11 protein-coding genes and 1 tRNA gene are annotated in these 13658 nt (G+C 47.1%); 2 read left to right on the plus strand and 10 right to left on the minus strand.

The genetic code is table 11. From position 1 onward, the window contains the following. The first annotated feature begins 33 nt into the window (after positions 1–33). A complete protein-coding gene (gene buk / locus BLU99_RS10005) occupies positions 34–1104 on the plus strand; it encodes a butyrate kinase (RefSeq protein WP_091901682.1) in 1071 nt (356 codons plus the stop codon). Between the two features lie 69 nt (positions 1105–1173). Here buk and gyrB read toward each other — a convergent pair whose 3' ends face one another. The 3 genes from gyrB to BLU99_RS12315 all read right to left on the minus strand — a co-directional run bounded on the left by gyrB (position 1174) and on the right by BLU99_RS12315 (position 3851). Next, the gene (gene gyrB / locus BLU99_RS10010) at positions 1174–3147 is read right to left on the minus strand and encodes a DNA topoisomerase (ATP-hydrolyzing) subunit B (protein WP_091901684.1); all 1974 of its coding nucleotides are present in this window, start codon (positions 3145–3147) and stop codon (positions 1174–1176) included. A gap of 222 nt (positions 3148–3369) precedes the next feature. After that, positions 3370–3624, minus strand: coding sequence for a 30S ribosomal protein S20 (gene rpsT / locus BLU99_RS10015; protein WP_091901686.1), 255 nt, complete (start codon positions 3622–3624; stop codon positions 3370–3372). Positions 3625–3779: 155 nt separating this feature from the next. After that, positions 3780–3851 (minus strand) — tRNA-Glu (locus BLU99_RS12315). A 168-nt stretch (positions 3852–4019) separates the two neighbouring features. On the opposite strand from BLU99_RS12315, the gene recO reads away from it, so the two are divergent. Continuing rightward, entirely contained in the window at positions 4020–4745 is a 726-nt protein-coding gene (gene recO / locus BLU99_RS10020; RefSeq protein ID WP_091901687.1) for a DNA repair protein RecO, read from the plus strand. A gap of 70 nt (positions 4746–4815) precedes the next feature. On the opposite strand, the gene ftsZ is transcribed toward recO, so the two are convergent. Genes ftsZ through murD form a run of 7 tightly spaced genes read right to left on the minus strand, consistent with a single transcriptional unit; the run spans position 4816 to position 13625 of the window. Continuing rightward, positions 4816–6153 carry a cell division protein FtsZ gene (ftsZ, locus tag BLU99_RS10025; protein WP_091901688.1) on the minus strand — a complete coding sequence of 446 codons (1338 nt, stop codon included), beginning with the start codon at positions 6151–6153 and terminating at the stop codon, positions 4816–4818. A gap of 42 nt (positions 6154–6195) precedes the next feature. Further along, positions 6196–7644, minus strand: coding sequence for a cell division protein FtsA (gene ftsA, locus BLU99_RS10030; RefSeq protein WP_091901690.1), 1449 nt, complete (start codon positions 7642–7644; stop codon positions 6196–6198). A 17-nt stretch (positions 7645–7661) separates the two neighbouring features. Beyond that, complete coding sequence (locus BLU99_RS10035) at positions 7662–8411, minus strand: cell division protein FtsQ/DivIB (RefSeq protein WP_091901691.1); 750 nt, start codon at positions 8409–8411, stop codon at positions 7662–7664. 14 nt (positions 8412–8425) lie between these two features. Continuing rightward, a complete protein-coding gene (gene murC, locus BLU99_RS10040) occupies positions 8426–9805 on the minus strand; it encodes a UDP-N-acetylmuramate--L-alanine ligase (RefSeq protein ID WP_091901695.1) in 1380 nt (459 codons plus the stop codon). Between the two features lie 29 nt (positions 9806–9834). Next, positions 9835–10974, minus strand: coding sequence for an undecaprenyldiphospho-muramoylpentapeptide beta-N-acetylglucosaminyltransferase (gene murG, locus BLU99_RS10045; protein ID WP_091901697.1), 1140 nt, complete (start codon positions 10972–10974; stop codon positions 9835–9837). A 30-nt stretch (positions 10975–11004) separates the two neighbouring features. After that, complete coding sequence (locus BLU99_RS10050) at positions 11005–12264, minus strand: FtsW/RodA/SpoVE family cell cycle protein (RefSeq protein ID WP_091901700.1); 1260 nt, start codon at positions 12262–12264, stop codon at positions 11005–11007. 26 nt (positions 12265–12290) lie between these two features. Next, on the minus strand, positions 12291–13625 hold the full coding sequence (gene murD, locus BLU99_RS10055; protein WP_091901702.1) for a UDP-N-acetylmuramoyl-L-alanine--D-glutamate ligase: 1335 nt from the start codon (positions 13623–13625) through the stop codon (positions 12291–12293). Between the last annotated feature and the right edge of the window lie 33 nt (positions 13626–13658).

The raw sequence follows: 13658 nt of genomic DNA on the forward strand, positions 1-13658 counted from the left end.
GTAATCCTTTCTGTTAATAAGCTACTAACAACGATGAAGATTCTTGTGATCAATCCTGGTTCCACCTCTACGAAACTTGCCGTCTATAACGACGAGAAACCGGTTCTGTTGCGGACAATCGTTCATACGCCAGAGGAATTGTCTCAATTCGATGATGTGCTCGAACAGCAGAATTATCGAAAGCGTCTGGTAATCGACGAGGTAAGACGAGCGGGTATCGCAGTTGTGTTTGATGCTGTCATCGGACGTGGTGGATTGGTGAAGCCGCTAGAGGGTGGGGTCTATGAGATTAATGATCTGATGATTCAGGATACCCATAGTGGTATTGCTTTGCATAACCATGCTTGTAATCTGGGGTGTTTGATTGCGCATGAGATTGCCTCGGAGATTTCCGGTTGTCGTTCTTTTATAGCTGATCCGGGCGTGGTAGATGAATTGAATGATTATGCTCGTATCTCGGGTTCACCGTTGATGAACCGCATTTGTATCTGGCATGCCTTAAACCAACGTGCCATCGCTCGGCGCTATGCCGCTGAAATTGGCCGTGAGTATGAAGATTTGAACCTGATAGTCTGTCATATGGGTGGCGGCATTTCTGTCGCAGCTCATCAAAAGGGAAGAGCTGTTGATGCGAATAATGCCCTTGATGGTGAAGGCCCGTTTTCGCCCGAGCGTGCAGGCAGTCTGCCTGCTGCAGACTTGATTCGCCTTTGTTTCAGTGGAAAGTACAGTGAGAAGCAACTTCTGAAACGTATTGCGGGTAAAGCCGGTCTTAATGCACATCTTGGTACGAACGACGTGCGTGAGATAATCCGTCGTATAGAGGAGGATGGCGACAGACACGCAGAATTGATTCTTGATGCGATGATCTATCATGTAGCGAAGAATATTGCGGCAGAAGCGGCTGTTCTTTGTGGAGTAATTGATGCAATCTTGCTGACGGGTGGTCTGGCTCGCTCAGAATATGTCGTCGGTCGTCTACGTCGGCGTATCGGTTTCTTGGCCCCAGTCTTCTGTTTTCCAGGGGAAGATGAAATGGAGGCTCTCGCTCTTAATGCTCTTGCCGTTCTTCATGGGAAGCGTCAGGCGAAGGAGTATCGATGAAGATAAAACCCCACCCAACGGGCAGCGCCTGTGTGGGTGGGGTCGTGAAAAAGTATTTAATGATTAATATTATGCGTCGATGTTCGCATAGGTTGCGTTCTTCTCGATGAACTCGCGGCGTGGCTCTACATCGTCACCCATCAGCATAGAGAAAATCTCGTCAGCCTCTGCGGCATTTTCGATGGTCACTTGTTTCAGTAGACGGTTCTCTGGGTTCATGGTGGTCTCCCACAACTGCTCAGGATTCATCTCTCCGAGACCTTTGTAACGCTGCGTGTGGAGTGCTTTATCATCACCGTTGCCAGCCACGTACTTGTCTATGAATGCCTGACGTTGTTGTTCTGTATAACAATATTCAGACTGCTTCTTATAGGTACATTTATAGAGTGGTGGTGTAGCGATATAGAGGTGACCGCCTTGGATTACCTGTGGCATAAAGCGATAGAATAGCGTCATGATCAGCGTGTCGATGTGTGAGCCATCGACATCGGCGTCGGTCATGATGATGATTTTATCGTAGCGCAACTTGTCAATGTTTGCCTCACGGTCGCCTTCGCCTTCAACACCGAAACGCACACCGATTGATTGGATGATGTTCATCACAGACTCGGCCTCGAATACACGATGCCATTGTACTTTCTCCACGTTTAGAATCTTTCCGCGCAGAGGTAGGATAGCCTGGAAATGACGATCTCGCCCTTGTTTGGCAGAACCACCTGCAGAATCACCCTCGACGAGGAATATCTCACACTCCTTCGGGTCTTTGTTTGAGCAGTCGGCCAATTTACCAGGCAAACCGCCACCCGTCATCGGGTTCTTGCGTTGTACGCTCTCACGGGCCTTGCGAGCAGCGATACGGGCGGTTGCAGCAAGCACCACCTTGTCACACACCATTTTAGCCTCTCTCGGATGCTCCTCGAGATAATTGGTCAGCGCCTCTCCGACAGCCTGCTGTACAGCTCCGGCCACCTCGGAGTTTCCGAGTTTGGTTTTGGTCTGACCCTCAAACTGGGGCTCTGCCACCTTGATGGAAATGACGGCTGTCAGTCCCTCGCGGAAGTCGTCACCGGCCAACTCAATCTTCGCCTTTTCAATCTGTTTCGAGATATTGGGATCCTCGTCGGCATATTTCTTCAGGGTGCGGGTTAGTGCCATACGGAAACCCTGAAGGTGCGTGCCACCTTCGATAGTGTTAATGTTATTAACGTAGGAGTGGATATTCTCGCTGTAGTCTGTATTGTACATCACTGCCACCTCAATGGGTACACCTTGTTTCTCTGTCTTCAAATAGATGACATCGTCGAATAGGTGGGTACGGTGACGGTCTACATAGCGCACGAACTCCTTCAGTCCTTCCTTAGCATGGAATACTTCTTCCTTCAGGTTGCCGTCTTCGTCGGGACGCATGTCCTTGAGTGTGATGGTGATACCGGCATTCAGATAGGCCAATTCACGCATACGTTTGGCGATGATGTCGTATTTATATTCGGTGGTGGTGAATATGGAACCATCAGGCCAGAACTGCTGACGGGTACCTGTTTTGTCTGTATCGCCAACAATTTTCACGTCGTAGAGGGGCTTGCCTTTCTCGTATTCCTGCTGGTAGATATGGCCGTTGCGGAATACCTGTGAGAGCATATGAGTGGATAGGGCATTCACACAGGATACACCCACACCGTGGAGTCCTCCAGATACTTTATAGGAGCCTTTGTCGAACTTTCCTCCAGCATGAAGCACGGTCATAACGACCTCGAGGGCCGACTTATGCATCTTTTCGTGCTCGTCAACAGGAATACCACGACCGTTGTCCTGTACGGTGATAGAGTTATCTTCATTAATGGTTACTTCAATATGCGTACAGAAGCCAGCCATCGCCTCATCGATAGAGTTGTCGACGGTCTCATTGACCAGATGGTGGAGGCCTTTTTCGCTGATGTCGCCGATGTACATCGCAGGACGTTTGCGTACGGCTTCGAGGCCTTCGAGCACCTGGATGTTACTCGCGGAATAGTTTTGTTCTTGGTTCAGTTGTTCTTCTGTCATTTTTTCAAATGTTCACTAATTGATATCAAAGACAGTGTGGTCTGTCTATGCATAATTTTCTGCAAAGGTACTAAAAAGAAATGAGATTAACGAGTCTTTATCTGCTAAAAAACCACAAAAAACAAAAACTCCCCTCCCAAAGGGAGGGGAATTGCTGAAAGGGGAAAAATAAACGGATCACCAACTTTCGTAAGTGATCCGTATATGCCAGTTTTAAAATGATTATCCCAGCTTGTTAATGTGCATAGCAAGGCTAGACTTCAGGTTTGCGGCCTTGTTCTTGTGGATGACGTTGGTCTTTGCCAACTTGTCAAGCATCTTCTGAACCTTCGGGTATAAGGCGACAGCCTCTTCCTTGTTTGTCATAGCGCGCAGTTTACGCACAGCGTTACGCATAGTCTTTGCGTAATAGTGATTGTGAAGTGCCTTCTTCTTGTCCTGACGAATTCTCTTCACGGATGATTTGTGATTTGCCATTTTTAATTTTGATTATTTATTATTAATTTAAAGCTTATGGGTCTTACGTCTCGAGGACTGCCCTGGGCGGACTCGGAATATTGCTATCCGAATCCTCCGTCACCTTATCCCTGATGGCAGGTAGCACTTGGCTGTGCAGATGGCGGATTTAATCGTAGTCCCTAGGAGAGTCGAACTCCTCTTTAGAGAATGAAAATCTCTCGTCCTAACCGATAGACGAAGGGACCATAGTCGTCAAATGCGGCTGCAAAATTACATCAATTTTTCCAATTGACAAAATTTTCTTTAGGAAAAATGCCAAAGAAGCCGTGGAAATTGCTGTTTTTTTGTATTTGGTCGATCTTTTTCTAGGATTATCGGCGTTATCTGTAGCTTTTTTCTTAACTTTGCATCGTATGTTAACGAAAACTCAGGCTGTTGTGCTTCATGCGCTGAAGTATGGTGAGACGCGGATGATTGTAGATGTGTTCACCAGAAGTCACGGTAGACTATCGTTTATCGTCAGCATCCCAAAGTCGGTGAAGTCGAAGGTGAAGAAACAATTCTTCCAACCACTGACAATGTTGGATATCGAGTCTGACATCCGATCTAAGGTACAGTTGCAGAAATTGTCGGACGTAAGACTTGCCTATCCCTTCATGACCATCCCTTTTGATGCGTGTAAACTTTCCATGTCTTTGTTCGTGGCGGAGTTTCTCTATTATGCTTTACGGTCGGAACAGCAGAATGTGCCTCTCTTCGATTATATGACACACAGCATCCAGTGGTTGGACAATCAGGAGAGTAACTATGCCAATTTTCATCTAGTGTTCCTGATGCGACTCTCTCGTTTTCTAGGGTTCTATCCGAATTTGGATAACTACCAGGATGGGTGTTATTTCGATTTGAGAGAGAGTACATTCATGACTTATCCACCTGTCCATCGGGATTTCTTGGAGCCGGAAGATGCTGCGAGGATTCTGCGGATGATGAGGATGGACTACCCGACGATGCACCTTTACCGATTATCGCATCAGGATCGTAACAGATTGTTAGAGGTTACGCTCAACTATTATCGACTTCATCTTGCTGATTTTCCAGAACTGAAGTCTTTATCAGTCCTACAGGAGCTATATCAATAAATAGAGAGGAGACAGATTCACATCTGTCTCCTCTTTCCGTATACCTAACGTATACATTTTAAAGGTATGTTTAAGCAAATTTAATCGTGCTTTGGATGGGCTCTTGTGGGTCGCTAGGGAAATTTTCCGGGATGGTTGTCTCGTCACCGCTTGCCTGACTATTGATGCTCTCCAGAATCTCACGGGTGCGCTTGTAGGTCGGTGTTGATTCAACAGCAGATATGACATCGTCGTTATCCAGATCTTCTGGACGGAAGAGATAAATGTTTGGACGACGCTTATATCGCTTGGTCGCACCTTCACCGCCGTAGTAGCGGTTACGACGGTCTTGACGTTCAGCGGCTTTCTCCTGTTCAGCAGCGATGCGGTTGATATCCTCTTGACTATGTTTTTTCAGATGCCCGTTCATCCCGTCGACATTCTCAATACCAAAACCAGTGGCCAGAATGGTCACTTTCACCTTTTTGCCAAGTTCTAGATCCGTGGCAAGCCCCCATTTTATCTCAAAGTCGTTGCCGAATTTCGCCATGAAGTCGTTTACGTCGTTCATCTCTTCCATCATCAAGGATGTCTGACCATCCTTGGAGCCTGCAAACGAAATGGAGAGTAAGATTTTCTTGGAGTTGAAGATGTCGTTGTCGTTGAGTAGTGGAGAGTTCAGAGCGTCGTCGATGGCTTTTCTTACACGTCCCTCTCCTTCTCCGTAACCTGTCGACATGATAGCTACGCCACCATCCTTAAGCACTGTCTTTACGTCGTTGAAGTCGAGGTTAATTAGCCCGTGTACTGTAATGATTTCTGCAATGCTCTTGGCGGCTACGCTCAGCGTGTCATCAGCTTTACCGAAAGCATCGAGAACTGACAATTCGGGATAGATTTCACGGAGACGTTCATTGTTGATGACGAGCAGGGCATCGACATGCTTCGACATCTCCTCCACACCGTCGAGTGCTTGATCAATCTTACGGTCGCCCTCGAAACGGAAGGGGATGGTAACGATACCGACAGTGAGGATACCCAATTCCTTGGATATACGGGCTATAACAGGAGCCGCACCAGTGCCAGTGCCGCCACCCATACCGGCGGTAATGAATGCCATACGGGTGCCATCGCTAAGCATATTACGGATATCCTCAATACTCTCCTCGGCGGCTTGACGCGCTTTCTCGGGTTTATTGCCGGCTCCAAGCCCCTCTTTGCCCAGTTGTAGATGAACAGGCACAGGCGAGTCGTTGAGTGCTTGGTTATCGGTGTTGCAAAGCACGAATGTAACATCATGGATGCCTTCGCGATACATATGGTTGACGGCATTGCCACCACCACCGCCGACACCGATTACTTTGATAATGCTATGTTCCTTTTCCGGTGCTCCGAAATCCAGAATCTCTATGCTGTTGTTTTCGCTCATAGTTGTATATTCTAAACTGTAAACATAAAACTCAAAACTCTCTTATTCCTCCTCGACAATAGTTCTGCCAAACTGCTTGAGGCTCTTCAATGCCTTATTCCATATGCTGTTCTCCTTACGGATACGTTCCTCTTCCTCTTTCTGCCTGAATTCCTCCTCGCGTCTGATGCGGTCTTCCTCTTCCTGTTGGCGACGTCTCTCCTCTTCTGCTGCTTTCTTTTCGGCTTCCGTGCGGATAACACCAGCGGGGATATCGGTGGCTTGACGAGCCGGTCGAAGGTCGGCTGGTCGTTGGTCGACAGATTTCTGTGAGCCGAACAGGTCACCATTAGGATCGACGGCATTGCCGGCGCAATTGATGTCGCCTTTTGCCAACAGACCGAGTACGGTGTTCATCATGCCATTGTGAATCTTGATGTCTTCGTTATTGGAGATAATGGTCTGCGTCACGAATCTCGCAATGCGGATCTTCTCGATATGAGTGTGGTTGGCAAAGGCCTTCTCGATATTGATCAGGTTGGAGCCGCCGCCGGTAAGGATGATACCGCCGAGCAACTTATCGTAATACTCAGATGGGATCTGATACCATACATTCTCGATAATTTCTTCTAAACGGCCCTCTACTATCTCAATGAACTTGCGGCTCTCTACCTGACGTTCCGGGTCAATAGAGTACTTTAGGTCATTATCGATGTCGTTATTATCTGTGAAGGCAGATGCGTACTTAAGTTTCATGTGTTCTGCATCACTCTCCTCCATCTGGAGGGTGGCAATATCTTTGGTGATATTATTGCTGCCTAAGGGGATGACAGCCAGATGGCGAAGGATATTCTTGGAATAGACGGAAACCGTGGTCGTATCTGCTCCTAGGTCAACGAGGGCGCAGCCCGAACGTTTCTCGGCTTCTGTCAATACACTGTCTGCCAGAGCTAACGGGGCAAGGTACATCTCTGCTACGTTGATGCCTGCAGTCTCAAAGCATTTATTAAGGTTCTTATAAAAGGCCTTCCTTTCCAGGATATTGAGGAAGTTTCCTTCCAGATGTGTTGTCTGGATGCCAACAGGGTCGAGTTGTAGCTGGCCACCAACCTTGTATTCTTGAACGGCAGCGTCGAGAATCTCCTGATCCTGATAGGTCATGTTACGGTTGGCATCCATCAGTTCGATAACCATCTCCTGAGTGACGATGGTCTCCACGGGCAGATCTTTGGAGACCACATTTTTTACACCACGGATAGATTGGCCGCCCACGCCGACATATACTTGGGTGATTTCCGTCTTCAGTTGGGTTTCCAACTTCTTGACAATGTTGGAAAGGCATTGAGCGGTCTTGTCGATATTGTAAACCACTCCCTTACGGATGAATGCGGAAGAATCCTCTTTTACTACAGCTAGCACTTGGATGCTGCCGTCGAGATTCTTCTGTCCCGCGATACCGGTCATTTTGGATGAACCGAGTTCAATAGCTACGATAAATTCCTTTGCTGCCATCTCTTCTATGATTATTTTTATCTATTATTTTTCTTGCAGATAATCTGGTTGTCAAATTCCACACTGATATAGTGGTATTTGTTCCATCCAGCCTTATTTAGACCATAAAGATAGAACTTACGCAATCGTTCCAGTTTCTTGTCGATATGGTTGGGGACACCCAAATAGATAATATGATCTCCGATACGCGGAACCATCTCCATCGAGCCGTCCGATAAAATGTTGATTTGTACAATCTGGTTCTTCCAGAATTGATTCTGAAGAATGTGGTTGGCAACCCGAGTCAGTGTGCCTTGCGCGTATTTGTGACTGATTGCTCCTGTGGCGATGACCAGATCCGTGACATAGCGTGTTTCAGGCATCATATTGCCGTAAGTGTCTACGTAATAACTCTCGCCATTGCCAGCCATCACCCGGACGACGGGTATCCGTTGTTTAACGTCTATGCATACATGACCGCTCTGTGTTTTGTAGCACTCGGCCTTCTCAATGAATGGACTTTTTTGCAGAGCCTCTTCTATACGTCGTGGACTGATATTCTCCATAGGTTGCGACAGTGGGTATATATTGTCGTGTGACAGGAGATTCTTGATCTCAGTTGTTGTCAGAAATCCGTTCACGAGGTTTTCTTTGATATCAATCTTCACCTCCGAACACTGCGTGGCCTTCACATCCGGTTTATTAAACGCGGTGACGGCCAGTAGCAGATAGGCGGCAATAGCGATATCGCACACGACGAGAATGGTTTTCTTCCAGTTGATAGACATTAAATATTTGACGTTTATGACAATTTACTTTCTAACATTTTTTTGATTTGGGGCACCTGATTGTCGAGGTCACCGGCGCCAAGAACAATAAGTACTTCGAAGTTGTGGGTTTTCACATAATCGAGCACCTCGTCTTTATTGATAATTTCTTTCTTCACTCCTTTACGGAGGTTGTCGTATATCAGTTTTGACGTGACTCCTTCAATGGGCTGTTCACGCGCTGGGTATATCTCTGTGAGTACAACTTCGTCAAGTAAACTCAGAGCATCGGCAAAATCCTTGTAGAAGTCACGGGTACGTGTGTAGAGGTGTGGTTGAAAGATCGCGGTAATGTGTTTATCGCGGTAGATCTCTCTGATGCTCTTGGCACTCTGATAAATCTCTTTCGGGTGATGAGCATAGTCGCTGAGGAAGACCAGATGGTCGGTTTTGATCTTGAAATCGAAACGTCGGTCCACACCACCGAATGTCTTCATGCCATTTCTCAGCTCCTCGGCCGTACAACCGTTCAATTGTGCCATGGCCATAGCGGCGATGCCGTTTTCGATGTTGATAGGCACGGGTTGGCCCAGTTGTATGTCTGTTACGTTTTCTATAGGTGATATGAAATCAAAAATGATTTCTCCATGGCCAATGCGAATGTTCTCTGCATGGAAATCTCCTTTGTCAAGACTGTAGTCGTAGAGTCTTACACCTTGCTGGATATGCTCCTTCATCTCCAGATTGCGGTGAATGATTAATGCTCCTCCCGGCTGAATCAGTTCTGTGTAGTGGCGGAAACTCTCAAGATAGGCTTCTTTAGTACCGTAGATGTCGAGATGGTCAGGGTCCGTTGAGGTAATGACGCTCATCCAAGGACGTAGCCAGTGGAAGGAGCGGTCAAACTCGTCGGCCTCAATGACCACATAGTCGGAGTCGGAGAGGATATAGTTCGTGCCGTAATTCTTGGATATGCCTCCGAGGAAGGCGTTACAGTCCAGATGACTCTGATGCATGATATGGGCACACATCGTCGAGGTGGTGGTCTTACCATGGGTGCCGGCAACGCAGAGCCCCTTATGAGCCTGTGTCAGAGTCCCGAGTACTTGTGCTCGCTTTTGGATTTCAAAACCATTCTCTTGGAAGTAGCGGAGTTCCAGATGATCAGCTGGGATGGCTGGCGTATAGATAATTAAACAACAATCTTGTCGTTTACAAGGTTGGGGGATTTTCTCAATATCCTCCTCATAATGGATGAGCATACCTTCTTTCTCCAACTGAAGTGTTAAGTCGGAGGGAGTTTTGTCATAGCCAGCTACGACAAGTCCTTTTTTAAGAAAATAGCGAGCGATGGCGCTCATGCCAATACCACCGGCTCCTACGAAATAGACTGCTTTTATCTGATTCAGTTCCATATTGCTAGATAATAGATGTTATAGTGGCATCATGCCTCTGCCAACTTGATGACTTCTTTGGCGATGATTTCGGCAGAGTCGGGTAGCGCAAGTTTCAGTACGTTCTGGCTGAGTGACTTCAACTTGGCTTCGTCATTGACTGTTCTGATGGCCAAATCCAGCAGGCAGCCGGGCGCATCGGCATCTTTGACGTAGATGGCCGCATCGCGGGTAGAGAGCGCTAATGCGTTCTTGGTTTGGTGATCCTCGGCAACATTCGGACTAGGTACAAGAATCACGGGTTTACCAATTAGGCAGAATTCTGAAATGCTACTGGCACCGGCACGACTGATGACAAGGTCTGCAGCTTTGTAGGCTGCTCCCATGTCGGTGATGAAGTCAGTAACCTTCAGGTTTGGGAGATCCTCGCCTTTCAGACGAGTTCCTGAATAGGGCTCACCTGCTTGCAGTCTCTCGGCAATCTCTGCGCTGTAGTACTTTCCTGTCTGCCAGATGAACTGTACATCTGTTGACTTGATGAGATCCAGATGCTGGAGCACGCTCTCGTTGATGGTTCTGGCTCCCAGACTACCGCCTACTAAAAGGATAGTTTTTTTTGTGGGGTCAAGCCCCAGGCTCTTCAGTGCTTCCTCACGGGAGAGGGTGGTGTCAAGCAGGGCTTGTCGTACGGGATTACCGGTCATGATGATCTTTTCCGCAGGGAAAAACCGTTCCATGCCATCATATGCCACGCATATTTTTTCTGCCTTCTTGGAGAGCAGTTTGTTGGTGACCCCTGCATAAGAGTTTTGCTCCTGAATGAGACATGGAATACCCATGGCAGCAGCTTTGTTCAGTGTCGGACCACTGGCATAGCCTCCCACGCCGACAGCTACCTGTGGCTGGAAATCCTTGATGATTTTCTTGGCCATCCGCTGACTCTTCCATATCTTGAACAATACTTTCACATTCTTCAATAGGTTCTTACGATCGAAACCGCAGATTGGCAGTCCTTTGATTTCATAGCCAGCAGCAGGCACACGCTGCATTTCCATTCGCCCAAGGGCACCGACAAAAAGGATGCTGGCATTGGGACGCAGGACTTTAACGGCATTAGCGATGGAAATGGCAGGGAATATATGACCTCCTGTTCCGCCTCCACTGATAATCACTCTTAACTCTTTCTCCATACCTTTATTAATTGTGTGCAAAATTACAAATTATATTTCGTTTATCGCTACTTTTACTGCCCTTTTTTTAGCAGAGCGGCTGACGCTGAGAATAGCACCGATATAGGCACAGTTGATAATGGTCGAGGTTCCACCTTTGCTGATAAGGGGAAGGGGTTGACCCGTGACAGGGGCGATACCTACTGCTACTAGCATGTTAAAGGTTGCTTGTATCACCAGCAGTAGTGCCAGTCCCATGGCCAGGAAAGCTGGGAAATTGTTTTCGCAGCGGCTGGCGATACGTGCCGTTCTGTAAAGAAGGACGATATAGAGGAAAACAACGAATACGGCACCGATGATACCGAGTTCCTCGATGATGATAGCATAGATAAAATCAGAGAAGGCTTGTGAGAGAAAGTCGCGTTCTACAGACTGTCCTGGTCCTTTGCCGATGATATTGCTTGATACGATAGCGATGTTGGCATGGGCTACCTGTGCATCTTTATCGAGATCGTATTCTGATGGTGGCACGTCTTTCTTGTCGAGATGCTTCACAATACGATTACGCCATGTAACGAAACGATGGAACACGCCACCACCCTTAATGACTTTCGTATCTGTGGAATGGGTGGTAACCGTTTCTACTGTCTGGGTGCTGTTTTCCTTCTCTGCACCGATACTCCCCAATGTCAGTACTAGTGTTAGGAACACTGCAACAAGGACGGTGACGACTCCCACCAGTTTTCCCATCTGAACCATCGGAACGCGTCCGATGAACATCATCAGGAAAATGACAACCAATAGCAGAGCAGCTGTAGACAGGTTCTCTATACCTATCAAGGCGGCAGTCGGTACGACAATCCAAAGAATGTACTTAAAAGCTTTCCTATCTGCTCCGTCCTCATGCTGCATGGCACTGAGAATCTGAGCCGTTATCAGAACCATGGTGCCTTTGGCGATCTCTGATGGTTGGAAAGTAACACCGCCTGGCAGTGAAATGACGCGGTTGGCACCATTGATGGATTCTCCTCCAATCAGCACCCATAGTAGGGTGATGCCTGATATAATCAGCAGGAAGGGGGTCATAAGTTTGAAATAGCGGCAAGGAATATTTAATGTAACAACGGCTATGAATACACCGAATAGAATCATCAGTGCGTGGTAGAAAATAGGACCCATATAATTTTGACTCTTGTATGTCAAGTTGCTGGAGGCTGAGAATACCTCAACAATGCTGATCATACAGAGGAAGAAGAATACCATCCAGATGACCTTATCTCCTTTGAAGATGTTTCCTATTTTCTTGTTCATGGGTGTTGTCGTTTTGTTTCGGTCTTTTATAGACTTCTGGCCAATTCCTTGAACTGCTCACCACGATCTTCCATGTTCTTAAAGAGATCAAATGAGGCGCAGCAGGGACTGAGTAGAACGGTCTCACCGGGCTTGGCCATCTCATAGCAAGCCTCCACGCATTCTTTCATGGAGTGGGTGTCACGTATGGGTATGCCCAAACTATCAAAGTTGTCGTGTAACTTCTGATTGTCGGCACCGAGATAAACGATGCCAGAGCATTTCTTCTTGATCAGCGGTTTTATAGGGTCATAATCATTTCCTTTGTCTTTTCCGCCGATGATGAGGATGACCTTGGTCTTCATAGCTTCTAGGGCATACCAACAAGCGTCAACGTTCGTGGCCTTAGAGTCGTTTACATACTGTACGCCCCGCACGGTACATACTTTCTCAAGACGGTGCTCCACGCCAGGGAAGTCGCTGAGACTCTTGCGGATTTCTTCTTTCTTGATTCCGGCGATGTCGGCAGCTATACCAGCAGCCAGAGAGTTGTAAAGATTATGTTTGCCTGTTAGACTGAGGCTTTCCTGTTCCATGTTGAATGGTTCTGGCTCCTCGATTTTGTACTGTCCCTCCTCGATATAGCCGATCACGCCCTTTTCTTTGATTTCAGAGAAGGGATACTGAATGGCCTTAATGTCATATTTTTCCAACTCGCGTTTGATGATGGGATCATCTGCCCAATAGATGAAGGCATCCTGTGGAGTCTGATTCTGGATGATACGCATTTTGGCATTGACGTAGTTCTGCATCTCAAAGCCGTAGCGATCGAGATGGTCGGGTGTGATATTCAATAATATGGCGATATTAGCGCGGAAATCATACATGTTGTCAAGTTGGAATGAGCTCAGCTCGATGATGTAATACTCGTGCGGCTGTTCTGCCACCTGTAGCGCTAGCGAATTTCCTATGTTTCCTGCCAATCCGGCATCATAGCCAGCCTCCTTGAAGATGTGGTAGATGAGTGAGGTGGTCGTTGTCTTTCCGTTTGACCCAGTAATGCAGATCATCTTCGAATTGGTGTATCGACTGGCAAACTCAATCTCACTGATAATATGGATTCCTTTCTCAAGTGCTTTTTTCACCATTGGTGCCGTATCGGGTATGCCAGGACTCTTGATGATCTCGTCGGCATTCAAAATTTTCTCTTCTGTATGCTGTCCCTCTTCCCATTCGATATGTCGGTCGTTAAGCATCTGTTTATATTTGTCGGCAATTTTCGACATGTCAGATACAAACACGTCGAAACCTTCTTTCTTGGCAAGGACTGCGGCGCCGGCACCACTCTCTCCTGCTCCTAATATGACTATTCTTTTATTCATGGTTTTATCTGTATAATCTGTGTGATATGTGGT

This window comes from Prevotella sp. lc2012 (assembly GCF_900107065.1).
GTDB lineage: Bacteria > Bacteroidota > Bacteroidia > Bacteroidales > Bacteroidaceae > Prevotella.